The organism is Dolosicoccus paucivorans, from assembly GCF_900100125.1.
GTDB classification, from domain to species: domain Bacteria; phylum Bacillota; class Bacilli; order Lactobacillales; family Aerococcaceae; genus Dolosicoccus; species Dolosicoccus paucivorans.
This window is the reverse complement of sequence record NZ_FNEL01000016.1, coordinates 1-25,962: the sequence shown is the minus strand read 5'-3', so window position 1 is coordinate 25,962 and position 25,962 is coordinate 1. Positions and strand designations below refer to the sequence as shown.

The window sequence follows — 25,962 nt, the reverse complement described above, 5'->3', positions numbered from 1 at the left end:
AGAAAAGAGTGATTACTATTTCAACTTATCCGAAAATTTATGTCACCCTTGAGTTTGATAAAATTATTGAACACATTGAAACACTAACACAAACAAAAGCCGGACAACAAAAAGTACGACAGCTCACACCAAGTGATGATTTAGATACATTAATTACTTGGCAACAAGAAACAGACCAATCTCTAGAGTTACTGCAACGTTCTTATCATATTCCAATTGTTACTTTAGGGCACTTAGAAGAAGCTTTTAAACGCCTTGAATTAGGCGCAGGACTCAATGGTAAAGAGCTTAATATGATCAAACACTTATTAGTCTCTTGCCGAGAAACTGTTCGCTTCTTTAAGAACCAAGCAGAAGAGGAGAAGTGGTATCCCCAATTATCCTATTGGGCTGACCAGATGATTGATATTCCTCATATTATTAGTGCGCTAACGAACGCTTTAGAAGATGACGGGAGTGTTAAGACAAGTGCTTCGTCTAAGTTATCTTCGATTCGTAGACAACAAGACCAATCAGAAACTCAAGCTCGAAAAATTTTGAATGATCTTATTAAGCGTCAAAGCGAACAATTAAGTGATAAATTAATTACCATTCGTAACCAACGCTACGTGTTGCCCGTTAAAGCAACGTACCGCGCGAGCTTTAAAGGGACCGTTCATGATGAAAGTGGAACAGGACAGACATTGTTTATTGAACCTCAAGCCGTCGTTCAATTAAATAACAAGTTATCAGAATTAGCCATTCAAGAACGTCGTGAGATTGAGCGAATTTTATTTGAATTATCTCAACAATTAATGCCTCATGTAAGTGAACTAAGGTTAAATGAAACATTTATTGCACAATTAGACTTTATTCAAGCACGAGCGAAATACGCCAAAGAAACAAACGCGACAAGACCTTATTTTAATGAAGATAACCGAATTGCTTTATGGCAAGCCCATCATCCACTCATTGATCGCAAACAAAGTGTACCCAATGATATTTTACTCGGCGAAAATTACTACGCTTTAATTATTACCGGACCTAACACCGGAGGAAAGACGATTCTTTTAAAAACGCTCGGCTTACTGCAATTAATGGGACAGTCCGGTCTGCATATCCCCGCTAAAGAGCGTAGTCAATTAGGTATTTTTGATGGAGTTTACGCTGATATTGGCGATGAACAATCCATTGAGCAAAGTTTAAGTACTTTCTCTTCTCATATGACAAATATTGTTGAAATGATTAATTCCTTTACTCATCGCTCTTTATTACTATTTGACGAATTAGGTTCAGGGACGGATCCTCAAGAAGGGGCCGCTTTAGCCATGGGAATTTTAGAATATATTCGAAAAGTTGGAGCAACAGTCATGGCAACGACCCATTATCCTGAATTAAAGGTGTACGCCCACGAAGCGCCGGGGACGATTAATGCCAGTATGGAATTTGACCAAGATACACTCTCGCCAACCTATCGATTATTGATCGGCGTTCCTGGACGATCCAATGCGATTGAGATTTCTCAACGTTTAGGATTACGAGATGATATTTTACAAATGGCTCGCCAAGGAATCACTGTCGAAAGTCAATCGATGAATGAAATGGTCGCTAACTTAGAGCATCAACGTCGTAAAGCTGAAGAAACTGAATACCAAGCCCAGGAGCAATTAAACAAAGCTGACGAGTTACTTCGTGATTTAAGACGAGAATTTAATCGCTATCAAACAACGAAAGATCAATTAATGGACCGAGCTAGACAAGAAGCAAATAAAGTCGTTGAAAAAGCTAAAGAAGACGCTGAAAAGATTATTCAAGAAATTCGCGACTTACAATTAGAACAAGGCGAAAACAATACAATTAAAGAGCACGTTCTAATTGATAAACGGACTGCTTTAAATAAGTTAAAACAACCCGAACCTCTTCAAAAAAATCGCGTCTTAAAACGGGCTAAAAAGAAAAAACAAATAAAAGTTGGCGATGATGTTGAAGTATTAACTTACGGTCAAAGAGGAACGATTATTGAAGCAGATGCTAAAAATAAAGAATATGTCGTTCAAATGGGGATTTTGAAATTAACAGTTAAAGAAAAAGATTTAAAACCTTTAAAAGACCAACAAGATGATACTCCAGCTGTTAGAGTCAACGTGCAACGAAGTGCAGGACCTAAAGCACCAACTAGTTTAGATTTGCGCGGTGAACGTTACGAACAAGCGATGAACCGACTTGACCAGTATATTGATTCTGCCTTATTATCCCATCATCCTCAAGTAACTATTATTCACGGAAAAGGAACAGGAGCCTTAAGGCAAGGGGTTCATCAATATTTGAAACGTCACCCACAAGTAGATTCCTATGCCTACTCTCATCCTAATGCGGGTGGCGATGGATCCACAGTAGTTGTCTTTAAGTAAAAGCACAATCATGTTGTTAAAACGCTAAATATGATAAAATATAGAGTGAACAAACTAAAGGAGTGAAGAACATGTTAAAAGATATTACTGATAGTGTTTTTGAGGCAGAAACAAAAGAAGGCGTCGTAGTAGTCGATTTTTGGGCTCCATGGTGCGGACCATGTCGTATGCAAACGCCAGTTATTGAATCATTATCTGATCAATATGATGGTCGCGTGGATTTTTTAAAGATGAACGTTGACGAAGAACAAGCCGTCCCACAAAAATTTGGTATTATGAGTATTCCAACTTTACTAGTTATGAAAGATGGCGAAGTGAAAGAAAAGTTGGTTGGTTTTCATGATGAGAATCGTTTAAGCGCTATCATTGATCAATATATCGATTAATTTAAAAAAAGGTTCGAAAATTCGAGCCTTTTAGTTTTATCTAGGCTAAAAAAATGTTATTCTTTTTTTAGTAATTGTTTTATTGTCTTAAGAAAAGGAGTTATCAACAGTGAAAATTGGTATTGTTAAAGAAACTAAAAACAAAGAATTCCGTGTCGCAGCATCTCCAGAGCTAGTTAAAAAACTAGTTGATGCAGGTCACGAAGTCGTCGTTGAAACTCACGCAGGTGAAGGAACACGTTTTTCTGACGATTTATATAAAGAAGCAGGAGCAACCATTGGTTCTACTGACGAAGCTTGGGATGTAGAAATGGTTATGAAAGTAAAAGAACCACAACCAGCAGAGTACAAATACTTCAAAGAAGGTTTAATTATCTTTGCTTACTTCCACTTAGCAGCTGAACCTGAATTAACTAAAGCATTAGTTGATAGTGGCGCAACTGCTGTTGCTTATGAGTCAATTAAAGCAGAGGACGGCTCTCTTCCTGCCTTAACTCCAATGAGCCAAGTAGCAGGTCGTATGTCTATTCAAATTGGTATGCACTTTTTAGAAAGAAACTTTGGTGGTAAAGGGCTACTATTAGGTGGTGTCCCAGGAACTGATCCAGGTCAAGTAACAGTTATTGGTGGGGGCGTTGTTGGTGAAAACGCTGCAGCAAAAGCTGATGCTTTAGGTGCAAACGTAACAGTTTTAGACGTTAACAAAGATCGTCTAGCCCAACTAAAAGAACAATATCCAAACTTCGAAGTGGTAGAGTCAACGCCAGAAAACATTGATACTTACGTCAAGAAAGCTGATATCGTTATTGGAGCGGTGTTAATTCCAGGCTCTAAAGCGCCAGTTTTAGTTAAAAACGAAACGGTTAAACAAATGGCACCAGGTTCTGTTATTGTTGATATTGCAGTGGACCAAGGTGGTATCTTCGAATCAAATGACCGTGCAACAAGCCACGATGAACCAATCATCGAAAAATTCGGCGTGTTACACTACGCTGTACCAAACATGCCAGGAGCAGTCCCAAGAACATCATCTGCTGCTTTAGAAAACATCACAGGTCCATTTGCTTTAGAAATTGCTGAAGTAGGTTTAGAACAAGCAGCGATTAATGACCCAATGATTGAATCAGGTATCGATATTGTTAAAGGACAGTTAACGAACGAAGCAGCTGCTGACTCTTTAGGATTAACTTACGTTCCTTACAAAGAAGCTGAGCACTAATTAAATATTGAAGGGACTGGATCCTATGAAGAAGTCTTATAACTCAACCTTTCCTTTAATCGAAATGGCTTTATATGCTGCATTAGTGGCTTTATCGGTTCTTTATATTCGAATACCTATTCCAAGCCCAAACAATCATTTTATTCATCCAGGGAATGCATTAGTTGCACTCTCCATTTTATTAATGGGCTTTAGACGAGGATCGATTGCTGGTATTGGTGGCTTAGTCATTTTTGATATTATTGCAGGGTATTATACAAGTATTCCTAAAGTGATTATTGAATCTCTCGTAACACTTTTAGTTATGCAAGGAGTTTACCAAAATGTCTTTCGCAAAAGAGACACAGTACCTGCCATTGCGACTTTAGGGGTTGTTGCTGGAGTAACAAAAGTAGCGATGATTTTTCTGATGCAATGGTTGACGGCTATTATTGTTTCGCAAATGACTGTTAAAGCAGCAGCAATTTATGCCTTTAGTGGTTTAACAGCTGGAACAATTAACGCGGTGGCGACGTCGATTTTAGTACCTGTTTTATACTTTTTACTTAAACCGATTGTAGAGCGTTACCATCCGGTAGGTGAATAATGATTTGCGTCTTTTGATTGATGGTGATGGTTGTCCTGTTAAGCAAGCGGCGACTCAAGTAGCCAAAGACAAGCAAATTCCTATAACTATCGTTACAACTTATGATCATTATCAAGAAATTAATGACCCGTTGGTCGAAACGATTATTATTGATGCGGGATTTGATGCGGTGGATTACCACTTATTACAAATGGTTCAACCAAGCGATATTGTTATTACCCAAGATTATGGTTTGGCGAGTTTAGTATTAGCTAAAAAAGCTAAAGCAATTCATCATACAGGTATGATCTACACAGTACAACAAATTGACCAACTTTTAATGCAGCGTCACATTCATCAGCATGAAAGAAAGAAAAAGAGAAAAAGAAGACAAAAAGGGCGCATCAAAGGTCCTGGAAAGTTTACAACTGAACAAGAAAATTATTTTGTCAATCAGTTAACTGAGTTAATTGATCAAAATAAATGAAATAGAGACTTTGAAGTAGTTTAATGGCTACTTCGAAGTCTTTTTTTGCTAATAGCAGCATAAAACCGGAAATGATATAATTAATTTAACGAAAAGGAGTGTTGAAATGAAAGATGTAACCCATTCTATTAAAAATAATCGCTTGTTTAAGCGAACAAAGAAAAGCCGTTTAGTCTTATATATAATCTGGCTCATTATAATGTTAGTTTACTATTACATTATGTTGCCGCCTATTCATTATGCTTCCTTAGAATTTTGGAGTTTTGCTTTAATAGGTCTTGTCGGATTGATTTTATTTGAAAGCATTGCCGATGGCATGGACGAAGTCAAATATGATGTCATTATCCGTTCGAAAAAGTATCGACGTTTGCTGATGATTCCTTTAGCAGTCCTAGTTATCGGAGGTCTAAGCTACAGCATTTTATCCCCGGTTTTCTTTTCAAAACAATATAGTCAAATGATTCAAGTCACCCAAAAGGATTTTCAAAAGGACTTTAAAGAAAGTAATGTTCACGAAATTCCTTTAATTGACCGCGATACAGCTCAACGACTAGGAGACCGAAAATTAGGTGCTTTAACTGATTTAGTCTCTCAGTTTGTGGCTGCGTCTGACTATACGCAAATCAATATTTCTAGCCAGCCTTACCGAGTAACGCCCTTAGAGTACGCCGGATTTTTCAAATGGGTGAACAACTTTAGAACAGGATTACCCCATTACTTAAAGGTGGATATGGTATCAGGGGATGTAACCGTTGAAACACCTAAAGAACCGATTAAATATAGTTACTCCGATAAGTTTTTCCGCTATGTACCAAGGAAATTACGTTTTAATTATCCATTTTATATTTTTGGTGAGCCGAGTTTCGAAGTGGATGATGAGGGCAATCCTTATTATATTGCGACGACTTATACACGTAATTTCTTTATTCGTGAACCCGAAGCCAATGGCGTTGTCGTCCTGAACGCGATGACAGGGGAGACACAATTGTATTCATTAGATGAAATCCCTACATGGATTGACCGTGTCCATAGCGCACCGTTAATTATGCATCAATTGGAAATGCGCGGTAAATACATTAACGGCTTTTGGAACGCTTTATTTGCTAAAAGGGGAGTTACGGAGCCGACTCAAGGATATAACTATTTACCTTTAGAAGATGATATTTATTTATATACAGGTATTACATCCGTTGTTTCCGATGAATCTAATATTGGGTTCGTACTAGTTAATATGCGTACAAAAGAAGCCACTATGTATCCTGTTACAGCGGCAGAAGAATTTTCAGCCATGCGTTCTGCTGAAGGAAGTGTTCAAGAAAAAGGATATGAAGCTACTTTCCCCTTACTGCTGAATATAAATGGTCAACCAATGTACATCTTATCGTTAAAAGATAGCGCGGGGTTAATTAAAGCCTTTGCTTTAATTGATGTTCAAAACTATCAAAAAGTATGGATTGATACGAGTGTGGATCGATTAATTCAACAATATTCTGATGCATTAGGCACCCAATTAGATGATATTGAAGAATTACCAAGTGAAGCGATTAAAGGGAAGATTCAATCGATTCAAGCAACAGTGGTCGATGGCGATACCGTTTATTACTTCATGGTCGATGGTAAAATTTATAAAGCAAATATTAAATTAAATGATCAATTACCTTTCGTTAAAGAAGGAACCATTGTTAAATTTGATGCAGTATCTAACGGAGCGGTACAGACCTTTGAAGTAGAGGAGGACTAATATGTTAGAAGTCAACCACATTACAAAACGCTTTGGTGATTTAGTAGCGGTGGATAATGTCTCTTTTTCGATTCCTCAAGGACATATTATGGGATTGATTGGCCAAAACGGTTCGGGTAAAACAACGATTTTCCGAATGATTTTAGGATTTTTAACACCGGAAGATGGAGGTCACGTTTTGTGGAACCATCGTTCGTTAACTGAAGAAGACTATAATACGGTCGGTTACTTACCAGAAGAACGCGGATTGGATGATAAGTTGACGATCGAACAACAAGTTCTTTACTTAGCTCAACTGCGCGGGATGGATAAAGAAGTGATTCGTCAACGCTTAGACCAATGGATGGAACGGTTTAATGTAAAGGGTAAAAAAACTGACAAAATCCGTAGCCTTTCAAAAGGAAACCAGCAAAAAGTTCAATTGATCGTCTCTTTAATCCATGAACCTTCTTTAATTATTTTAGATGAGCCTTTCAGCGGGTTGGACCCGGTGAATGCGGATTTATTAAAGGCAGGCATTTTATATTTAAAAGAAAAAGGGAGTGCCATTATTTTTTCTAGCCATAATATGGCGAACGTTGAAGAGTTGTGCGATAGTTTAGTTATGATTCATCACGGTCAAGAAGTCTTAAACGGGACGGTTGATGAGGTACGCAATTCCTATGGTCGAATTAATTTGACGATTGAAACCTCCGATTGGGCAGCAGAAGACTTAGCCTTGTTACCGAGAGTAAAAGATGTCAATGTTTTAAAAAATAATCGATTCTTATTAAAGTTAGAAGATGAACAAGTGGCCGAAACTTTATTTAATGAGATTACTAAAGGACGCTACATTCCTGTATTTAACCAACAAGCACCGAGTTTAGAGGAAATCTTTAAATATGAAGCAGGAGGGCGTTCACATGAATAAGTTATGGATTGTAATTAAAGAAGTCTACCGTAAAAATGTCAAAACATGGGCCTTTTTGGCAATGGTGTTAGGTCCACTGATTCCGTTAATTATCGGAGGAGCCGTAGGTTGGTTCATGCAGTCGGAAGAAACAAAACAACTATCGAACCCGATTGGCATTGTCACTAGCGATGATCAGTTTGAAGAATATGCTAAACAAATAAAAGATACGAATACTTACACTTTTTATGCATCAACGAAGGAAGCAGTTGAACAGCTAAAACAAGGAGATATAAACGGCGTTCTAACTTTTTCTTTGGAAGACGGCAGGGCTGTTTTTACAAAGCTTGACGATGGTCCAGATGTTAACACGGCTCCTTTAGTTCAGATGGTGAATGATTATCAATATGAAGAAGGACTCAAAGAGTTAGGAATTCAAGTTGAAGAGATTCAGCAGTTAAAACAACACCCGATTTTAATTGAAGAAAAACGTTTAGTCATCGATAAAGAAGGAAACATTGAAGAAAAAGCCGATAATCCTTTTGACGCGAAGATTGGTGTGGCCTTTATATTAGGCTTTAGTCTCTTTTTCTTCATCGTAACTTATACTTCACTCATTGCTCAAGAAGTGGCCCAAGAAAAAGGATCACGAGTGATGGAAATCATTTTATCCAGTATGAAAGCGAAAGATTACTACTTTGGTAAAATTGTAGGTATCTTACTCGTTATTTTAACTCAAGTAATGACCTATATTATCTTTGGATTCATCGCCTACGGGGTTGTTACTAAAGTCTTTGATTTTGATTTACCTACAGAATTGATTGATTTTAATAGTTTGATTTCGATCTCTCTGGCTCAAATTGGCATTTTAGGTGTTTTGGGTATCTTACTTTACGTAAGCTTAGCAGCCGTTTTAGGCTCTTTAGTAAGCCGTACAGAAGATGTTCAAAAAATTATCCAACCTGCGGTCTTTACGGCTGTGATTGGATTTTATATCGGTATGTACACATTAAGTGCACCCAATAGTCCGATTGTAAAAGTTGCTTCACTGATTCCTTTTTGGTCACCGATTATTATGCCTTACCGTATCGCTTTAGAAATGGTCAGCCCGACGACCGTTTGGTTGTCTGTTTTAGGAACTTTGGCCTTAACGGGGTTATCCTTATGGATAGGTAGCGAATTTTATAAGAGTAATGTCTTAACGACAACCGATAAAGGGCTTGTTACAACCATTAAACGTTCCTTCCAAACTTGGAAATCCGAACGTTCCACTGATTAACTGATTGAACTACTTGTTTTGTTTTTAAAACAAGTAGTTTTTTTATCGAAAAGAAGGTAAGTTGTGTTAAAATGAATGATAGCAATTAATTAATAAAAGGAGTATTTAGTTCACAATGAAGCAAAAGATCATCTTACTGAGTCTATTATCGACTATGATTTTGTCTGGATGTAGCTCAATTAGTAATATATTAAATAAAAATATTGGTGAAGAAGCAGAAGTAGACTTTTCTCAAATGTCCAAAAAGGATATGGAAGAGTGGGCTTTAACTAATGATTTATCACGTTCTATTTATGATAAGTTCGTCTCTCTTAAAGAAGTAAGTGCCACTCAAGATGTGACGTTTACAATGGGAGATTCAACCTCTAAAAAGAACTTAACAAGTTTAGAGTACTACACGGAAGACGGATTACAAAAAGCTTATTTCAACGAAGTTATTTTAGGCGACGAGCAAAGTTTTCCTAGAGAATACTATGTAGAAACAGAAACAAATAAAGGAAAAGTTCGCTACAATCATCAAGAGTGGCAAGACGTTGAACAGATGGGGTACCGCCAACCGACTTACATTACTGTGTTTAAAGTACTACTTGACCGAATGGAAGAATCCCACGCTACTCAAGAAGGTAATGAAACAAAAGTGGAGTATCACATTGATGATGCAGAGTACGTTAAAGAAATGATTCCTCTTTTCAATCCACCGATTATGATCAGTCAAGAAGCCACCGGTACGATTGATGTAACATCTACTATTAATAAAGAAGGATTCATTACTGATGCAAACGTTACCGTAAATATTGTTGATGGGCCAAAAGAGAGTACTTATCAAACACACTTAACTTTTGAACCTCAATTAAACGACACCCTTGAAGCTAAATTAGAACAACAACCTGAACCAACTCCAGCTGACAAAGATAACTTTGTTAAAATCGCTGAAGAAAACCACCATCTACAAACTTTAGAAACTTATGATTATACAGTTCACGCTGCTTACGGTGATAAGACTCATACACAGTATTATTTATTGAATTTAATTGATCAAACACCAGTGTATGGCGTGACCGGACCGGTAGAAGATAAAGAGATTCAAGATCAAGACTTTATGACAGATAACTATCGCTATTCATTTAAAGAAGATCAAATCGAAGCCAAAGAACATTCACTATTTAATATTTATGCTCACTATGTTCGCCAATTCAAAGATATCTACAAACAATTAGAACATTTAGAAATTGACGAAGAGATGGAGCAACCACAGCGAGGTTATCGTAAATTATACGAAAATGATTTTGAAGGCTTTAAACAAGCTTCTAAGGGAATGAACAGTGCCTCTTTTAAAAAAGACGGTGAAGCTATTTACGGGATTGACTACTACATTGACCAAGAAACCTTCCGTCTAACCAACATAATCTTTTGGTCTATTGGTGAAGGAGAAGAAGAAGTATCCGATATTATTACACTTCAATTTGGTATGGTGAATGAAGTATCGCCATTTGCGGTAGGTTATAATGTTGATGATCAACTATGGCAAGAAATGAAGAAAGTAGAGGGAGCCCCTCAAGAGTAAGGAGAATGACAATGAAAAATTTGCCTATTGGCTATATTGATTCAGGAGTTGGTGGATTAACGGTTGTTAAAGAAAGTTTAAAACAATTACCCAATGAATCAATTCTTTATTTAGGTGATAATGCCCGTTGTCCCTACGGGCCAAGAAGCGCTGAAGAAGTCAAACAATTTACTTGGCAAATGGTTCATTTTCTCTTAAAAAAAGGCATCAAAATGCTTGTGATTGCTTGTAACACAGCGACGGTCGCAGCATTAAAGGAAATACAAGCAGAACTATCAATTCCAGTCATTGGAGTCGTACAACCAGGCAGTAAAATAGCTGCGATAAAAACTAAAAACAATAAAGTTGGCGTGATCGGAACAACCGGGACAATTGAAAATAACGCCTATCAAAGATTAATTAATCAATTTAATCCAGAGGTAGAAGTGTTTTCAAAGGCCTGTCCACCTTTTGTCGAGTACGTTGAGCGTAACGAAGTGAACTCACCTGAAACGTTTGAAGTGGTTGAAGAGTATTTAACTTCTTTGTTAAAAGAAAACATTGATACGCTTGTTTTAGGTTGTACTCACTATCCTCTTTTAGAACCGGTCATCCAACACATCGCAGGACCAAGCGTTACGTTAGTGGATTCAGGTGTAGAAAGTGTAGTGGAAGTTTCTAAACAATTGGAGCGTTTAAATTTAAAGCGATCTGATCAAGAAGCGGTTAATCAACCAGCGACCCGCACCTTTTACACGACAGGGTCTGTTAGTGAATTTAGTCAAATTGCTAATGAGTGGTTTAATAACCCAAATCTTCCGATTCAAAGTTGTATTGTTAAAGGAGATGAAATAATTGAAGTTAATCATCGCAAGTCATAACCAAGGAAAGTTGAAAGAGTTTAAACAAGCATTAAAAGATTATCCGTTTGAAATGACGAGTTTAAGTGACTATCCAGAGTTAAAACCAGTTCCTGAGACTGGAGAAACATTTGAAGAAAATGCTCGCTTAAAAGCAGAAACCATCGCTGAATTAACAAATGCTTACGTACTATCTGACGATTCAGGACTAGTCGTTCCGTCTTTAAACAACGCGCCAGGTATTTATAGCGCTCGCTATGCAGGAGAAAATGCAAGAGATGAAGACAATAACGACAAGCTGCTAAGAGAATTAACTTCAGATCTTAACCGCGAGGCTTATTTTGTCTCTTGTCTTGTTTTAGCCCATCCTCATAAAGAAAGTTTAGTAGTGGAAGGGCGCGTCGAAGGAGAAATTTTAACAAAACGTCAAGGAAAAGAAGGTTTTGGATACGATCCTTTATTTTACTATCCACCGCTAAATAAGACCTTTGCTGAATTGACGTTAGAAGAAAAAAATACGGTGAGCCATCGTAGTCGAGCGATTGAAAAATTACTCGAAGAATTACCTAACTGGTTAGGAAGTGATGAACTATGAAAATTTTAGTAATGAGTGATAATCATGGACGTTATGAGTTAGTTAAAGGCATTGTTCAAGATTTAAAAGATCAAGTCGATGTCATTATTCACTGTGGTGATTCGGAATTTTCAAGTGATGATCCGATTTGGGCAGATTTTGATGGAGTCGTCCGAGGCAATATGGATTTTGATGGAGGATACCCTAATGAACAAGTCGTCTCCACACCTAAAGGAGCGCTTTATCTAACCCATGGTCATTTGTTAGCAGTGAATGCAACAAACGCGGGCGTTCTTGAACAAGCAAAACAAACAGGAAGCCGCTTTGCTTTTCATGGTCATACTCACCGACTCTATGCTGAAGTAAAAGACGGGGTACTGTTAGCCAATCCAGGAAGTTTAAATCATTCAAGAGGCGAATATCCTGGAACTTCTTACATGGTTGTTGATGTTGGCGACGAAAAGATAACTGTGCAATATTTCGATGAAAACCAACAAATAATACCTTCTCTTACTCAAACATTCAACTAAAAAAATCGAGCGACTCTAACTGAGAGTCGCTCGATTTTTTTATGGTGCATCGGCAATAATGAGATCAATATCATAAGATACAATCCGTTCACGCCATTCAGCAGATAACTTATTGTCGGTAACGATAGTGTCAATCATTGATAAATCCCCTACATAAGAACTGGAAATATGTCCAAATTTTGATGAGTCCGCCACTAAAATCGTTTTAAGGGTATTTTTAATCATTGTATTTTTGATGAGCACTTCGTATTCATTGGCGCAAGTAATCCCCAAATCTTCATGAATCCCCGCCGCAGATAAGAAAAATTTAGTTGTGCGCGTTCCTTCAATAATTTGTAAGTGATTGGCTTGTTCAAACATTCCTGTATCTCGATGGAATCGTCCTCCAGAAAGAAGAATCGTCGCTTTAGGTTTTGCTAAGAGATGAAGTAAATTATTGGCACTAAACACTAGAGCAGTAAAAGGTAAATCATCGTCAATTTGTTGGGATAACTTTTCTGTAGTTGTTCCAATATCAATACCCACGATATCTTGTTCTTGAATCAGTGCAGCAGCAGCTTTTCCGATGGTTAATTTTTCCGGTTGCATTAACTTCGTATTGACACTAATACTGTAACCTGATTGAGCAAGAGGTATATCTACTTGAGTCTGATCGGCTTCATTAACAAAAGCAACCCCGGAAATAATATGAACCAGTTGCTGTTCATCAAGAAAGCGTAAATCACGTCGGATCGTCATTTCTGACACACTGAGTTGTGTTGCAAGTTGTTTAACCGTTGCTCCTTTAAGTTGTTTTAAAATTTCAATAATTTCATGTTGCCGTTGTGTTTTTTTAGACACGATAGATACACTCCCATTCGATATTAATTTGATTTTATCACAAATTAACAGTAAATAGTAAATAAGAGACAAATAAACCAATTTGTTATAAAAATAACAATTATTTTGTTGAAAAAATAACAGACAGTGTATATAATAACATTAAGCGGTTACATAAACTGTTAATTGTTAATAATATAAACATTTAAATGAATTAAAGGAGCAGGATATATTATGGAAACTAAAGCAATTTTAAGTCACATTGATCATACTCAACTTAAACCATTTGCTACATGGGAAGATATTAACCAATTATGTCAAGAGGCCATCGAATTTGAGACAGCTAGCGTTTGTGTTCCTCAAAGCTATATTAAACGCATTAAAGACCATTACCCAACGTTAAATATTTGTACAGTGGTAGGCTTTCCTCTAGGATACAACAGCACAGCTTCTAAAGTGCAAGAGATTAAAGATGCTTTAGCTGATGGAGCCAATGAAATTGACATGGTTGTGAATATTTCTGATGTAAAAAATAAAGACTACGATAAAGTAACAAAAGAAATTAAAACATTAAAAGAAGCTTGTGGTGACCATATTTTAAAAGTCATTATTGAAACATGTTACTTAGATGAGGAAGAAAAAATTGCGATGTGTGAGTCAGTAACAAAAGGAGGAGGAGATTACATTAAAACATCTACCGGCTTTGGAACAGGTGGAGCTACTATGGAAGATGTACTTTTATTTAAAGAACATATCGGACCAGATGTCAAAATTAAAGCCGCTGGAGGCGTTTCATCTGTTGAAGATTTAATTGCTTTTATTGAAGCTGGTTGCGATCGTATTGGAACAAGCAGTGCCGTCAAAATGCTAAAAGGTCAAATGACGGACGGAGAATATTAAACCAATGAAAGGATAAAACAATGAGTGCGATTTTAAATATTATCGGAATACTTTTATTGTTAGGTGCTATGTATTTATTATCTTATCACCGTGAAAGTGTTCAATGGAAACAGATCGGTAAAGCCATTGCTCTACAGTTTGTTATCGCAATGTTAATTATTAAAGTACCTGCAGGGCAAGCCGTCATTTCTGTCATTAGTGATGGTGTGGCTAAAGTTTTAACTTATGGTAGCGAAGGGATTCAATTCGTCTTTGGATCCCTTGGTATGCCTGATGCTCCGACAGGATATATTTTTGCGTTTCAAACCTTAGGTAATATTGTCTTTATCTCCGCTTTAGTAGGTGTGTTATTTTATACAGGTATTTTAGGATTTATCATTTCTAAAGTAGGTTGGCTACTAGGTAAAATCTTTGGTACTTCAGAAGTAGAAAGTTTTGTCGCCATTGCCAATATGTTCTTAGGTCAGACAGATTCTCCTATTTTAGTTAGCAAATATTTACCGTTTATGTCAGATAGTGAAGTCATGTTAGTGTTAATTTCAGGAATGGGAAGTATGTCAGTGAGTATTTTAGCTGGCTACGCTGCTTTAGGCATTCCAATGGAAGCGCTTTTAATTGCGTCGACCCTTGTCCCAATTGGTTCGGTTATTATTTCTAAAATTCTTCTACCTCAAGTGGACAAAATGAGCGATATTCAAGAAGTTAAATTAGACCGTAAAGGTGACAATACAAACGTTATCGACGCCATGTCTGCTGGAGCAATGGACGGTATGCATATGGCCATGGCGATTGGAGCTGCTTTAATTGCGATCTTTTCAATTGTCGCTTTAGTGAACGGAATTTTAGGTATCGTGGGCTTATCACTTGAAGGAATTTTATCTTACTTATTTGCACCGATTGGATATTTAATGGGATTAGATAGCCAAAATGCTCTTGTAGCAGGTGAGTTGCTCGGTTCAAAATTAATTTTAAACGAGTTTGTCGCTTTTGGTAAATTAGGTTCAATGTTACAGTCAATGGATTATCGCACAGGAATGATGTTATCGATCGCTTTAGCAGGGTTTGCAAACGTCGGAAGTATCGGTATGTGTGTGTCAGGAATTTCAATTTTATGTCCATCTAAAAAACCCGTGCTTGCTCGATTAGCTCCTAAAGGAATGATCGGTGGGTTTGCGGTCAGTTTATTATCTTCATTAATTGTTGGATTGTTATTACTATTTTAAAAAATCATAGGAGGTTACAGTCATGCGAATGATTGATATTATTTTAGATAAACGTAACGGAAAAGAATTAACCGATGAACAAATTCAATTCGTCGTCGATGGCGTTGTAGATGGCAGTATTCCTGACTATCAAATTAGTGCGTTACTGATGGCTATCTATTTCGAAAATATGACTGTTAAAGAACGGGCTTCACTCACTATGAAAATGATGGAATCCGGCGAGCGTCTTGACCTTTCTGATATTCCAGGTATTAAAGTGGACAAGCACTCGACCGGTGGGGTGGGCGATAAAGTTAGCTTGCCATTAGCAGCACTTGTGGCGGCGTGCGATGTACCTGTACCAATGATTTCAGGACGAGGGTTAGGCCATACGGGAGGTACCCTTGATAAATTAGAAGCCATTCCAGGGTATACCATTGAAATTAGCGAAAAAGATTTCATTGATCAAGTTAAAGAAGAAAAATTAGCCATTGTCGGTGCAACAGGTGATATTGCCCCAGCTGATAAGAAAATTTATTCTTTACGTGACGTTACAGGAACGGTTGACTCCATTCCGTTAATCGCTGGTTCGATTATGAGTAAAAAAATCGCTGCCGGAGCCGATGCCTTAATTATCGATGTTAAAACCGGAGCCGGTGCATTTATGAAAACTTTAGAAGACTCAACTGAATTAGCAGAAGCTCTTGTCGAAATTGGTAAAAGCGTCGGCATGAAGACCATGGCTTTAATTAGTGACATGAACCAACCTTTAGGAAACAAAATCGGAAACTCTTTAGAAATTGAAGAAACCCTTGATTTACTAAAAGGTAAAGGACCAGAAGACTTACACGAACTCGTGATGGCGATTGCTGAATATATGCTTGTTCTAGGTGAAAAAGCACAAACTAAAGAAGAAGCTCGTCAATTACTTGAAGACTCCATTACTTCTGGTAAAGCATTAGATCGCTTTAAAGCAATGGTTAAAGCTCAAGGCGGAGACGAGCGTGTGGTCGATGATTACTCAATCATGCCACAAGCGAAGTATAAAATCGATCTTCCAGCAAAAGAAAGTGGTTTAATTACTGAGATGGTTGCAGATGCGATCGGTATCACAAGTATGATGCTTGGAGGCGGACGTCAAAAAGCGGATGACCTATTAGATTATTCTGTGGGAATTGAACTTCACAAAAAAGTAGGCGACCAAGTAGAAGAAGGCGAAAGCATCTTAACAATTTATAGCAATAGCGAAGATATTGATGAAGTTAAACAAAAACTTTATGATAATATCCACATCGGTGACGAACTGATTGAACGTCCGATGATTTACAAAATTATTGAATAAGATAAAAAAAGCTGGGCTAAACACCCAGCTTTTTTTATGTGTAAAGTTAAGCTTTTATATAAGATAAAGGTCTTGCAAATGGAATGCCCGCTTGATGCATCGCTTTAAAATATGCGGCATAAAAGGCTGATTGTAAGTCTAAAAAGTCATCTCGGTCTACGTACCAAATAATGCGGAAACTAAATTGTCCGTCAGGTTGCATCACTAATCCTCTAATAATGGGATCATTGCCAAAGCTATCTTGATAATTTTCCTTTAAAGATTCGGTGACTTGTTGAACAATTTTTTCAAGAGATTCTAAGTTGGTCTCATCATAGATTGGTAAATCAACAAAAATACGGCGATCATATTGACTCAAGTTACTGACGATGCGAATCTCGCTATTAGGAACATAATGAACTGTTCCATCAAATCCTTGTAAAATCGTTGTTCTTAACCCAGTTTCTTTAATAGTAGCTTCAATATCTTCAATAATAACAGAATCTCCCACGTCAAATTGATTTTCTACGACAATGAAAAAACCATTCACTAAGTCAGCGACAAAGTCCTTTGCGCCAAAACCAACCGCTAAACCAGCAATTCCCGCACTAGCTACGAGTGTTGCAATTGGTACACCAAGAATAGATAAAATGGAATAAGCTAAAAAGAAAAATATTAAATAGTTTAATCCGTTATTGATTAATTTTACAATGGTTTGTTTCCTTTGAAAAGACATAAATTGGAAACGATGATTTTTATTTTCATTTAATTGATAGTACATAAAACGAGTTAGTAATCGTTTCAAAATGAAAAATAAAATGATTAACCCAAAGATCGGCAATAATTTTTCTAAAATAAGAGTTTTAGTAAAATCTGTTAGCGCTTCCAATCTCTTTTCGTTCAAAAAGCTACTCATAGCAATAAAAGACAGCAAAAAAACGCCTCCTCTAATTATTGTTTTAAATCCATTATAAAGAAATAAATGGAGACTTTTCAATAAATTAATCCGTTTTGTTTGTATGTGAAGCGCTAGCATGCTATTATTTAAGTAATAAAAGAAGTAAGGAGTGATTGCGGATGTCACTTGGAGGAGTCGCAGCAATTATTGCAGCCATTGCATTTGCTGTCCTTGTCGGTTTCATTGCAACCACCTTATCTAAAGTTACTCAAGTAGTAAACGAAACAAAATATACTGTTCAACGTTTAAATACTACCATTGATGTGGTAACTAAAGATGTAGACGGTTTAGCAATTGAAGTCGAAGGCTTATTAAATAAAGCAAATACATTAGTTGATGACGTCAACGGAAAGTTAAGTAAGACAGACCCATTATTCGAAGCAGTAGGTGATTTAGGCGAAAGTATTTCTGACTTAAATGATTCTACTAAAGAAATGGCAAGTAATTTAGTTCATGGAAACGCAGGACGTAAACGTTCTAAAGTCTCTAAATTTTTAAATACCGCACGTAACATTTCAAAAGCAAGTAAGAAAGCTAATCGTGCCGTAGCTCCGACGGATTATTACACTCCAGAGGAAATTGAAATTGAAGAGCTAGAATCTCTAGTCCATGACAAACAACCATCTGTCACAGCAGGTGAGATTGCAGTAAACTTAAGAGAGGAAGATTACTATGAGTAACAACAATAACAATGGATTCTTTTTAGGTGCTTTATTTGGTGCCGCAATTGGTGGCGTAGCAGCATTACTTTATGCTCCTAAGTCAGGTCGCGAATTACGCGAAGATTTAATGGATGAAGCAGATTACTTATTAGATCGTGCAAACGACTACGTTGATTACGCACAAGACCGTGGCAACGAATTTTACGGTGCAGCACAAGATGCAGGTCAAGACATTAAAGTTAACTTACAAACTTCAGCAAGCAACTTAAAAGACTCGTTTGACCGTTTCTCTAAAGAAGCTTCTAAAGATTGGGCTAACATCAAAGATACAGCACAAGACTCTGCTGCACGCTTAAAAGATTCAGCTGAATTTACAGGCGCAGCAATCCAAAACTTTGCTGAAGATGCAAAAGCAGAAGCGCAAAACCTATCTCAAGACTTAAAAGAGTCAGGTGACCATTTATCTAAAGAAGCAAAGAAAGTTGCTCAAACAGGTAAAGAAGAAGCAAGCGATTTAGCAGATGATGCATCTAAAGAAGCTAAAAAAGTAGCAGATCAAGCAGCAGACAAAGCGCAAGATGTAAAAGAAGACGTTAAAGCAAAAGCTCAAGACGCAAAAGAAGCAGCTAAAGATGTTGCTGAAGATGTTAAAAAAAAAAGATAAATTAAGTGGAAATGAAACCCATCAACAAGCAAAGCGTGATAAAGGACATCATACTTCAAAAAAGCTAAATAACGATGGTGTTGAAATTCAATCAACTAACTAATCTAAAAAAGATCGGACTTTGTCCGGTCTTTTTCATTTTAATCCCGTCATGACTTAATTTTTTTGAAAGTAAACGGTTGCAACTTTGTCTTTTCTGTGCTAAATTAATAACAGAAAAGATAAATGAAAGGGTGAGTAACCTTTGGATAAGCAAGCTGTAACAATTTATGATGTAGCAAGGGAAGCGGGCGTTTCGATGGCAACCGTCTCGCGAGTTGTTAACGGCAACCCGAACGTTAAGCCAGCTACCCGCAAGAAGGTTTCTGATGTCATTGAGCGATTAAACTATCGACCAAACGCGGTCGCTAGAGGACTTGCAAGTAAGAAGACAACAACAATTGGGGTGATTATTCCTGATATCACTAATTTATTCTTCGCTGAATTAGCTAAAGGAATTGAAGATATTGCCACAATGTACAAATATAATATTATTTTGACAAGTGCGGACGCGAATCAACATCAAACAACTCAAGCTGTGGATAATTTACTCAATAAACAAGTGGATGGAATTATTTTCATGGACTATGATATTGAACCTGATTTAATTTCGATGGTCAAAACAGTTAATACGCCAGTGGTTTTATCAGGAACGTATACGCGAGATAAGGATATTCCAAGTGTCAACATTGACTACAAACAGGCAACTTATGAAGTGGCTAAAGATCTTTTAACTCGTCATGAAGCGATCGCTTTAGTTACGGGGGATTCACAAAACGCAGTAATTGAAGATATGCGTCTTCCAGGCTACTTAAAGGCAATTGAAGAAGTGGGATCAACGCCCGATGAACGACTTATTATTCAAAAACACCGTCCTTACGAAAAAGGCGATGATATTTTAAGAAGTTTAATTGCTGATGGGGCAGGCGCTGTAATTACGACAGATGACCGAACAGCGGTGTCTTTACTAAATGCTGCTTTAGATCAAGGCATCAAAGTACCTGAAGATTTTGAGATTTACGCAAGTAATAACTGTAAATTAACAACTTATGTTCGTCCACAACTATCGTCTATTCAAGTACCACTTTATGATATTGGTGCCGTAGCGATGCGTTTACTAACTAAGATTATGGACAAAGAAGAGGTCGATGAAAAGCAAATCATCTTACCTCACAAAATTATTAAACGTCAGTCAACCCGTTAACATATTAAAGCACAAAAAGAGCTACCACTTAGCTGAAATAAATCAGCAGTGATAGCTCTTTTTTAATCGTCATTATTATTGTTTTGTTCGTTGGTATTTGTTTCATTAGGCGTTTCTTCAGGAGAAGCGTTGTTAGATGATTCTTCTCGAGAAGAATTCTCACGTTCTTGGGATGAACGGCGACGATTCTCTTGTCGTTGACGATTACGTTCTTCAATTTCTTGTTGACGCGCTTTTTCAAGTTGAGCTAATAAGTTACCCCAAAATTGTTGGATTTCTTCTTCATTACGATTAAACATAAAGTCATACCTTAATGAAGGAGGCGGATTAGACATACGGAAAATTTCTTTAACGAGAGGTCCCGTTATCGAATAGCGTTGTCCATTTAAAGTAATCTCGCCAGGTAAAGTACCTGTTTGTTCTAATACTTCAGTCTCCATAACCGATGATGGACGATTGAAGGATCGCTCAACTCCAAAGATCTCTGGACGAATACGGTACAAGTCATTTACAATCCGTGACCAATATAGTTGGCTCCGTTCACTTTCAATACCGTAACCATCGTTAATGTTGATTGTATAATCATCATACTTACTGTCATAACCAATCCAAGATCCAACAGTAATGGAAGGAGTGGCAGCGATGAACCAAACATCTTTTGAATTTTCACTAATTCCAGATTTAGCAATCCACTCGCCACCCATCTCCATATAACCACGAGCAATTCGACCCGTTCCTTCTGACATTGTATCTTTTAACATATCGACGATTAAATAATTCGCATCTTCAGCGAACACTTCAACCGGCGGCGTGTCTTCTTGAAACACGACCGTTCCATCTGAAGCCTCAATTCGTTCAATTAAATGTCCTTTAATATATTGACCATTATTAGCAAACGTCGTAAAGGCTCTCGTTTGTTCAAACACGGTTGGTCCAACAGGCACCCCACCAATTGAAAAAGCTAAGTTTTCGGTATCTTCTTTAGTATAAGAAGTGTGTATGTTAAAGCCCATTTTGTCTAAATAGTCAATGATGGGAATTTGACGGGTTAATAGCTCTTCATAAATGCGAATCGTTGGTAAGTTGTCTGAACGATATAAAGCTTTTCGAGCAGTCATAAATTCATTACTCATCGTCTCACCGTAGTTTGTCGGTGTCCAAACTGATCCGTCTTCAAATTCTTTAATATAAGCAGTATCAGCAACAATAGTTGAAGGAGCAATGACATTTTCTTGAAGAGCTGGGGCATAGACTGCGATCGGCTTAATCGTTGAGCCGGGTGAGCGATGCACACGAAAGGCATGATCAATTTGATTGTCTTCAAAGTCAGTTCCACTTACGAAACCTAACACCCGTCCCGTATCATTTTCCATAACAACGATTCCCGATTGAACGGTTTCCACATAATAATGTTCGTAACCCGTTTCTTCATTGACATAAATTCCTTCATAAGGCATACCTAATTCATCGCTATATTGAGCAGCCGATTGTTGTAACTGGTCGTAAATCTCTTTATCGACTGTTGAAACAACATGATATCCTCCCGTTTTAATTTCTTCTTCTGCTTGATCAAAATAGGTTTGGTACAGTTCATCATCTTTAGCTAACTGTTCCCAGCTCAAATTATCTTCAGCTAAGTTCTTTTCCATAATTAAAGAAGTTGCTTCAAATAAAACGGCTTGGTAGAGATAAGACTGACGTTCTTCTGATTTTTGATCGGTCGGTAGAAAGTCTTGTGTAATATCGTATTGAATGGCTTCATCGTATTCTTGTTGGGAGATTTTTTCTTCTCGCAACATTCTAAATAAGACTTCCTTCATTCGCTCGACCCCTTCAGACGTATCTTCTTTTATTTGTCCGTATTGATTGTAAGGGGTGTAAGTGTAAGGATCTTGTGGTAATCCCACTAGAAAAGCCGCTTGGGGCAGTGTTACTTCATTCGTCTTTTTACCAAAGATGCCTTCGGAAGCTTTAGCGATACCAGCAATGTTTTCGCCACGGTTATTTCGTCCAAAAGGTGATACGTTTAAATAAGCGGTTAAAATTTCTTCTTTATCGAAGTAATTTTCAACGCGTAAGGCCAGTAAAATTTCGTTGGCTTTTCTAAAAAACGTCACATCATTTGTTAACATTTGTTGCTTGACTAATTGCTGCGTTAAAGTAGATCCCCCTGTTCCTGAACCTGGAGAGAAAATCTCTTGAAGACCTGCTCGTAAAATAGCTTTAGGCATGACTCCTTGGTGATGATAGAAGTACTCATCTTCTGTTGCGATTAATCCGTCCGTAATAAATGGGTTAATCTCTTCTAAGCTGACGACTTGTCGCACCACGTCGGCTTGAACGTTAGCAATAGGTTCACGATTGGCGTAATATAATGTAGATAATTCTTCTAAACGATGAATTTGTTGAGACATTTCTTCCTTAGTAGGAGGTGGGGTATTAGCGACTAAGCTTGCAAAATACCCTGTTGCTATACCAGTAGCTAAAAAGCCACCTACTCCTAAAATAAGAAAAAGGATAATTAGTAGTCGTTTAAAGACTTTAAAAAAGACGTTTAAACCAAAAACTATTTTTTCCTTAGAGCTATAGTCTGAAATGTCGTAAAGATTTTCATCTTCATGATTTAAAGCGAATGAACTCTCGGAAGAATTCATTCGTTCTTTCTTTTGAACAGATTCACTATTATTTAAGTGATCATTGGTTGAATGGGAGTTTTCTTTACTCATTCAATCACCTGTCTTTTAATATATTTGATTAGGCTATTTCGTGACGATCATCTAAAGATTCACCAATGGCGTTGAGGCGATCCTCCCACTCATCTAATGAAAGGTTGTGCTCTTCAACGTAGCGGTTACGCGGATGACGACGGCACTCTGCACAACATCCTCTTAAATACTTGTCTTCATTTTCTTTACTTGTCAAGAATTGACGGTTACATTCAGGGTTAGCACAGTTGACGTAGCGCTCTTGAGGTGTTCCGTCATACCAGTCTTTACCAATGACGACAGGATTAACTTGGTTAATATCTACAGAAATGCGCTCGTCAAAGACGTACATTTTACCGTTCCATAAATCGCCTTTAGTTTCTGGGTGTTTACCATAAGCAGCGATTCCACCTTCTAATTGACCCACGTCTTCAATCCCTTCACGTAATAGCCAACCAGAAAACTTCTCACAGCGAATACCACCTGTACAGTAAACGACAACTTTTTTGTCCATGAATTTTTCTTTGTTATCACGAACCCATTGCGGTAATTCTCTAAAATTGCGAATATCTGGACGAATCGCTCCTTCGAAATGGCCTAAATCATATTCATAGTCGTTACGCGTATCTAATACGACGGTATCTTCATCTAATAAGGCCTCTTTAAAAGCTACTGGATCTAAATACTTTCCAGTTAACTTCAATGGATCAATATCTTCTTCTAAACGTAAGCTTACTAGTTCTTTACGAGGGCGAACGAAAATTTTATGGAAAGCATTCTCTTCAGCTTTGTCTTCTTTAAACCAAAGGTCTTCAAAGCCTTCTAATGAGTGAACGTAATCTTTATAGGCTTCAGTTTGCTCAACCGTTCCAGAAACAGTTCCGTTAATTCCTTCATGAGCAACTAAAATACGGCCTTTAATACCTAACTCTTTACATTTCGCTAAATGCTCTTTAGCAAAGGCTTCAGGATCTTCAATATGTTCGTATTTATAATATAATAAAACGCGGTAAGGTTGTGACATAGTAATTCCTCCTTGTAGTTACATGCTACAAATAATTGTTTCATTCATTATACCAAAAAAGTCAAAAAAGACTCAACACTCCCGTTGGACTTTAATGATTCATTGAACTACAATTTATAAGTAACAAATTATTCTAATGGAAGAAAGCGGAAATGAGGTGGAAGTGTGTTACAGCGTGTATTAATTATTGCTAATCCCGGGTCTGGAAAGGGAAAAGCCATTTATTATGCCGATCAACTATCAAATGTATTGAGACGCCATCATCATTCAGTCACGCACACACGGCTAACCAAAAAGGCAGGAGATGCTAAAGAGTGGGCTCAACAAGCAAGCCGAAATGGTTACGATACAGTCATTTGTCTAGGCGGTGATGGGACGGTGAACGAAACAGCTCAAGGCGTCTATTTAAGTGATCATCCGATTATGTTTGGTTTCATTCCTTTAGGTACCGTCAATGATTTAGGTCGTGCTTTAGGCTATTCAATGAACCCAGAACGAGCCATTCGCGAGTTCAAACAAGTGGACTTACGTAAATTAGATATTGCTAGAGTTAATGATCGCTACTTTATTAACGTCTTAGCTATTGGTGCTGTGCCTGAGTCAGTTATGCTAACTGATTCAAAAGATAAAAACCGTTTTGGACGCTTTGCCTACTATAAAGATTCCATCGCTGGCTTATTGAATACAAAAGATTATTACTATCAATTGAAGATTGACGATGATACCCATATGATCCAATCCAATTTAATATTAATTATGCTGACGAATAATGTCGCCGGTTTTGAGCGGTTATTTTATGAAGCTCGTTACGATGATGGATTGATGCATATTGTAGCAATTGACGGGGTCAAACCAACGGATCACCTTAATGCGGTATTTGAAGCAGCGATTGGGGAAACTAAAGGGTATAATTTTATCGCAAAATCAGCCAAAAAAATAAAAATTCGCAACTTAAATCAATCGATTATCTATTGTAATGTTGACGGAGACCAAGGTCCGATCTTACCATTAGATATTGAAGTCATTCCTCATGCGATTGATGTTTTAGTACCTCGTTGAGTCATTTAATAAGTATTCCTATTAAAATATGGTATAATGGAAGGTAGTGTTATGTCATTCATCAGAGAGGGGATACTAATATGGTGAAAAAAGTAACAAAAGAACAACATGAACTCATTGAACATGAATTAAGACGCGGGACAAGTCGTTCGCGGATCGCGACCTTATTAGATGTTGAATATGAAGAAGGCGTCAAGATGATTGAATATGTTCAAGAGTCTGTCAGACCTGAAATTGGCGACAAAATTACCTTTACATTTCGTGATGCCAATATGGCAGGAATTATAACAAAGTTATTGACAAATAGCGCAGTGGTTGAAGTCTATTGGAGTGAATCCGATGAATCCATGCGTGATATCGTTGAAGACCGTACGATTGTTAACTTTAAAGATATTGTGGAGTTTATTAAATTACCACCTCAAGATGAAGATGAAGGACTTATTTTAGATCCTCAACCGGACATTATTACGCAAGGCCATGATGAAGAATAGCGATTAAAGCTACTTGGTGATATATAATAACGGGTTTTAAGATAAAATTAAAAAAAGTCATATTAATACTTGACTTATAAATTTATATGCTCTAATATGTGGGTATACTTAGTGTATGACTATGCAAACAAAAAGTAAAGAAGGATGATTTATAATGTATAAGAGTAATCTATTGAAAAAAGCAATGTTAGGGGCAGTTGTAACAATGCCTTTAACAGCAAGCATGTTACAAGTCTCAGCTGAAAGCGGCGAAGACATAACAGATGTTGGTTCTGGAACAATTACTGAAAGTGACGAAATGATGTCTCTTCAATCATCTAGCGAACAAATAGAAGAGTCTTCAAAAGCTGAAGAACCTTCACAAAAAGAAGAATATGCTGGACACGGTTCAGTTCAAATTCGCGTTGTTGACAATGGGTTCAAACCAGTAGTTGGAGCAACTGTTGAGTTA

General features: G+C 37.3%; 26 protein-coding genes. 22 read left to right on the top strand and 4 right to left on the bottom strand.

Features of this window, described 5'->3' with window-relative positions; all coding sequences use genetic code 11:
• Window positions 1–8 precede the first annotated feature (8 nt).
• From BLR79_RS03795 to BLR79_RS03740, 12 genes are all read left to right on the top strand, one after another.
• Window positions 9–2,390: an endonuclease MutS2 gene (locus tag BLR79_RS03795; RefSeq protein ID WP_234970801.1), complete on the top strand. Its 2,382-nt coding sequence runs from the start codon at window positions 9–11 to the stop codon at window positions 2,388–2,390.
• A 71-nt stretch (window positions 2,391–2,461) separates the two neighbouring features.
• Complete coding sequence (gene trxA / locus BLR79_RS03790) at window positions 2,462–2,776, top strand: thioredoxin (RefSeq protein ID WP_092085025.1); 315 nt, start codon at window positions 2,462–2,464, stop codon at window positions 2,774–2,776.
• A 109-nt stretch (window positions 2,777–2,885) separates the two neighbouring features.
• Window positions 2,886–3,995 carry an alanine dehydrogenase gene (ald, locus tag BLR79_RS03785; RefSeq protein WP_092085023.1) on the top strand — a complete coding sequence of 370 codons (1,110 nt, stop codon included), beginning with the start codon at window positions 2,886–2,888 and terminating at the stop codon, window positions 3,993–3,995.
• A gap of 25 nt (window positions 3,996–4,020) precedes the next feature.
• Window positions 4,021–4,581 (top strand): ECF transporter S component, encoded by a 561-nt coding sequence (locus tag BLR79_RS03780; RefSeq protein WP_092085021.1) that lies wholly within the window; start codon window positions 4,021–4,023, stop codon window positions 4,579–4,581.
• 4 nt (window positions 4,582–4,585) lie between these two features.
• A complete protein-coding gene (locus tag BLR79_RS03775) occupies window positions 4,586–5,047 on the top strand; it encodes a YaiI/YqxD family protein (protein ID WP_092085019.1) in 462 nt (153 codons plus the stop codon).
• Window positions 5,048–5,153: 106 nt separating this feature from the next.
• Entirely contained in the window at window positions 5,154–6,788 is a 1,635-nt protein-coding gene (locus BLR79_RS03770; RefSeq protein WP_092085017.1) for a hypothetical protein, read from the top strand.
• A gap of 1 nt (window position 6,789) precedes the next feature.
• Window positions 6,790–7,698, top strand: a complete 909-nt coding sequence (locus BLR79_RS03765; RefSeq protein WP_092085015.1) for an ABC transporter ATP-binding protein — start codon at window positions 6,790–6,792, stop codon at window positions 7,696–7,698.
• Complete coding sequence (locus BLR79_RS03760) at window positions 7,691–8,956, top strand: ABC transporter permease (RefSeq protein WP_159427586.1); 1,266 nt, start codon at window positions 7,691–7,693, stop codon at window positions 8,954–8,956. Before BLR79_RS03765 ends, BLR79_RS03760 begins: the two co-directional genes overlap by 8 nt.
• 115 nt (window positions 8,957–9,071) lie before the next feature.
• Entirely contained in the window at window positions 9,072–10,520 is a 1,449-nt protein-coding gene (locus tag BLR79_RS03755; RefSeq protein ID WP_092085011.1) for a hypothetical protein, read from the top strand.
• Window positions 10,521–10,525: 5 nt separating this feature from the next.
• Window positions 10,526–11,380: a glutamate racemase gene (racE, locus tag BLR79_RS03750; protein WP_092085009.1), complete on the top strand. Its 855-nt coding sequence runs from the start codon at window positions 10,526–10,528 to the stop codon at window positions 11,378–11,380.
• Window positions 11,355–11,954, top strand: coding sequence for an XTP/dITP diphosphatase (locus BLR79_RS03745; protein ID WP_092085007.1), 600 nt, complete (start codon window positions 11,355–11,357; stop codon window positions 11,952–11,954). The genes racE and BLR79_RS03745 overlap by 26 nt, the downstream gene beginning before the upstream one ends.
• Complete coding sequence (locus BLR79_RS03740; protein WP_092085005.1) at window positions 11,951–12,463, top strand: metallophosphoesterase family protein; 513 nt, start codon at window positions 11,951–11,953, stop codon at window positions 12,461–12,463. Before BLR79_RS03745 ends, BLR79_RS03740 begins: the two co-directional genes overlap by 4 nt.
• 39 nt (window positions 12,464–12,502) lie before the next feature.
• Here BLR79_RS03740 and BLR79_RS03735 read toward each other — a convergent pair whose 3' ends face one another.
• Window positions 12,503–13,303: a DeoR/GlpR family DNA-binding transcription regulator gene (locus BLR79_RS03735; protein WP_092085003.1), complete on the bottom strand. Its 801-nt coding sequence runs from the start codon at window positions 13,301–13,303 to the stop codon at window positions 12,503–12,505.
• Between the two features lie 213 nt (window positions 13,304–13,516).
• On the opposite strand from BLR79_RS03735, the gene deoC reads away from it, so the two are divergent.
• From deoC to BLR79_RS03720, 3 genes are read left to right on the top strand one after another with little or no spacing between them, the layout of a single operon-like run.
• A complete protein-coding gene (gene deoC / locus BLR79_RS03730) occupies window positions 13,517–14,182 on the top strand; it encodes a deoxyribose-phosphate aldolase (protein WP_092085001.1) in 666 nt (221 codons plus the stop codon).
• A 20-nt stretch (window positions 14,183–14,202) separates the two neighbouring features.
• A complete protein-coding gene (locus BLR79_RS03725; RefSeq protein WP_092084999.1) occupies window positions 14,203–15,405 on the top strand; it encodes a NupC/NupG family nucleoside CNT transporter in 1,203 nt (400 codons plus the stop codon).
• 22 nt (window positions 15,406–15,427) lie between these two features.
• Window positions 15,428–16,726: a pyrimidine-nucleoside phosphorylase gene (locus tag BLR79_RS03720; protein ID WP_092084997.1), complete on the top strand. Its 1,299-nt coding sequence runs from the start codon at window positions 15,428–15,430 to the stop codon at window positions 16,724–16,726.
• A gap of 46 nt (window positions 16,727–16,772) precedes the next feature.
• On the opposite strand, the gene BLR79_RS03715 is transcribed toward BLR79_RS03720, so the two are convergent.
• Window positions 16,773–17,639, bottom strand: coding sequence for a mechanosensitive ion channel family protein (locus tag BLR79_RS03715; protein WP_159427585.1), 867 nt, complete (start codon window positions 17,637–17,639; stop codon window positions 16,773–16,775).
• Between the two features lie 143 nt (window positions 17,640–17,782).
• Here BLR79_RS03715 and BLR79_RS03710 point away from each other — a divergent pair, with 143 nt between their 5' ends.
• The 4 genes from BLR79_RS03710 (at window position 17,783) to ccpA (ending at window position 20,232) form a co-directional block, all read left to right on the top strand.
• Complete coding sequence (locus tag BLR79_RS03710) at window positions 17,783–18,343, top strand: DUF948 domain-containing protein (protein ID WP_092084993.1); 561 nt, start codon at window positions 17,783–17,785, stop codon at window positions 18,341–18,343.
• Window positions 18,336–18,989, top strand: a complete 654-nt coding sequence (locus BLR79_RS03705; RefSeq protein ID WP_092084991.1) for a YtxH domain-containing protein — start codon at window positions 18,336–18,338, stop codon at window positions 18,987–18,989. Before BLR79_RS03710 ends, BLR79_RS03705 begins: the two co-directional genes overlap by 8 nt.
• Window positions 18,970–19,092 (top strand): hypothetical protein, encoded by a 123-nt coding sequence (locus tag BLR79_RS09295; protein ID WP_268752920.1) that lies wholly within the window; start codon window positions 18,970–18,972, stop codon window positions 19,090–19,092. The genes BLR79_RS03705 and BLR79_RS09295 overlap by 20 nt, the downstream gene beginning before the upstream one ends.
• A 141-nt stretch (window positions 19,093–19,233) precedes the next feature.
• Window positions 19,234–20,232 (top strand): catabolite control protein A, encoded by a 999-nt coding sequence (gene ccpA / locus BLR79_RS03700; protein WP_092084989.1) that lies wholly within the window; start codon window positions 19,234–19,236, stop codon window positions 20,230–20,232.
• A gap of 62 nt (window positions 20,233–20,294) precedes the next feature.
• Here ccpA and BLR79_RS03695 read toward each other — a convergent pair whose 3' ends face one another.
• Both BLR79_RS03695 and trhO read right to left on the bottom strand, forming a co-directional pair.
• Window positions 20,295–22,958, bottom strand: a complete 2,664-nt coding sequence (locus tag BLR79_RS03695) for a transglycosylase domain-containing protein (RefSeq protein WP_092084987.1) — start codon at window positions 22,956–22,958, stop codon at window positions 20,295–20,297.
• Between the two features lie 28 nt (window positions 22,959–22,986).
• Window positions 22,987–23,961 carry an oxygen-dependent tRNA uridine(34) hydroxylase TrhO gene (gene trhO, locus BLR79_RS03690; protein WP_092084985.1) on the bottom strand — a complete coding sequence of 325 codons (975 nt, stop codon included), beginning with the start codon at window positions 23,959–23,961 and terminating at the stop codon, window positions 22,987–22,989.
• Window positions 23,962–24,126: 165 nt separating this feature from the next.
• On the opposite strand from trhO, the gene BLR79_RS03685 reads away from it, so the two are divergent.
• From BLR79_RS03685 to BLR79_RS03675, 3 genes are all read left to right on the top strand, one after another.
• Window positions 24,127–25,020 (top strand): diacylglycerol/lipid kinase family protein, encoded by an 894-nt coding sequence (locus BLR79_RS03685; RefSeq protein WP_092084983.1) that lies wholly within the window; start codon window positions 24,127–24,129, stop codon window positions 25,018–25,020.
• An 80-nt stretch (window positions 25,021–25,100) separates the two neighbouring features.
• Window positions 25,101–25,511: a DUF2187 family protein gene (locus tag BLR79_RS03680; protein WP_092084981.1), complete on the top strand. Its 411-nt coding sequence runs from the start codon at window positions 25,101–25,103 to the stop codon at window positions 25,509–25,511.
• A gap of 154 nt (window positions 25,512–25,665) precedes the next feature.
• Window positions 25,666–25,962 (top strand): hypothetical protein (locus BLR79_RS03675; protein ID WP_143338770.1); only part of this gene is annotated, 297 nt, incomplete at its 3' end.

Excerpts from the sequence above, each read along its gene's own strand:
- BLR79_RS03720 (WP_092084997.1), top strand. The coding sequence starts at position 15,428 with ATGCGAATGATTGATATTATTTTAGATAAACGTAACGGAAAAGAATTA.
- BLR79_RS09295 (WP_268752920.1), top strand. The coding sequence starts at position 18,970 with ATGTTAAAAAAAAAAGATAAATTAAGTGGAAATGAAACCCATCAACAA.
- BLR79_RS03780 (WP_092085021.1), top strand. The coding sequence starts at position 4,021 with ATGAAGAAGTCTTATAACTCAACCTTTCCTTTAATCGAAATGGCTTTA.
- BLR79_RS03765 (WP_092085015.1), top strand. The coding sequence starts at position 6,790 with ATGTTAGAAGTCAACCACATTACAAAACGCTTTGGTGATTTAGTAGCG.
- BLR79_RS03680 (WP_092084981.1), top strand. The coding sequence starts at position 25,101 with ATGGTGAAAAAAGTAACAAAAGAACAACATGAACTCATTGAACATGAA.
- BLR79_RS03725 (WP_092084999.1), top strand. The coding sequence starts at position 14,203 with ATGAGTGCGATTTTAAATATTATCGGAATACTTTTATTGTTAGGTGCT.
- BLR79_RS03705 (WP_092084991.1), top strand. The coding sequence starts at position 18,336 with ATGAGTAACAACAATAACAATGGATTCTTTTTAGGTGCTTTATTTGGT.
- BLR79_RS03770 (WP_092085017.1), top strand. The coding sequence starts at position 5,154 with ATGAAAGATGTAACCCATTCTATTAAAAATAATCGCTTGTTTAAGCGA.
- BLR79_RS03710 (WP_092084993.1), top strand. The coding sequence starts at position 17,783 with ATGTCACTTGGAGGAGTCGCAGCAATTATTGCAGCCATTGCATTTGCT.
- BLR79_RS03760 (WP_159427586.1), top strand. The coding sequence starts at position 7,691 with ATGAATAAGTTATGGATTGTAATTAAAGAAGTCTACCGTAAAAATGTC.
- trhO (WP_092084985.1), bottom strand. The coding sequence starts at position 23,961 with ATGTCACAACCTTACCGCGTTTTATTATATTATAAATACGAACATATT.
- BLR79_RS03740 (WP_092085005.1), top strand. The coding sequence starts at position 11,951 with ATGAAAATTTTAGTAATGAGTGATAATCATGGACGTTATGAGTTAGTT.
- racE (WP_092085009.1), top strand. The coding sequence starts at position 10,526 with ATGACAATGAAAAATTTGCCTATTGGCTATATTGATTCAGGAGTTGGT.
- BLR79_RS03755 (WP_092085011.1), top strand. The coding sequence starts at position 9,072 with ATGAAGCAAAAGATCATCTTACTGAGTCTATTATCGACTATGATTTTG.
- trxA (WP_092085025.1), top strand. The coding sequence starts at position 2,462 with ATGTTAAAAGATATTACTGATAGTGTTTTTGAGGCAGAAACAAAAGAA.
- deoC (WP_092085001.1), top strand. The coding sequence starts at position 13,517 with ATGGAAACTAAAGCAATTTTAAGTCACATTGATCATACTCAACTTAAA.
- BLR79_RS03695 (WP_092084987.1), bottom strand. The coding sequence starts at position 22,958 with ATGAGTAAAGAAAACTCCCATTCAACCAATGATCACTTAAATAATAGT.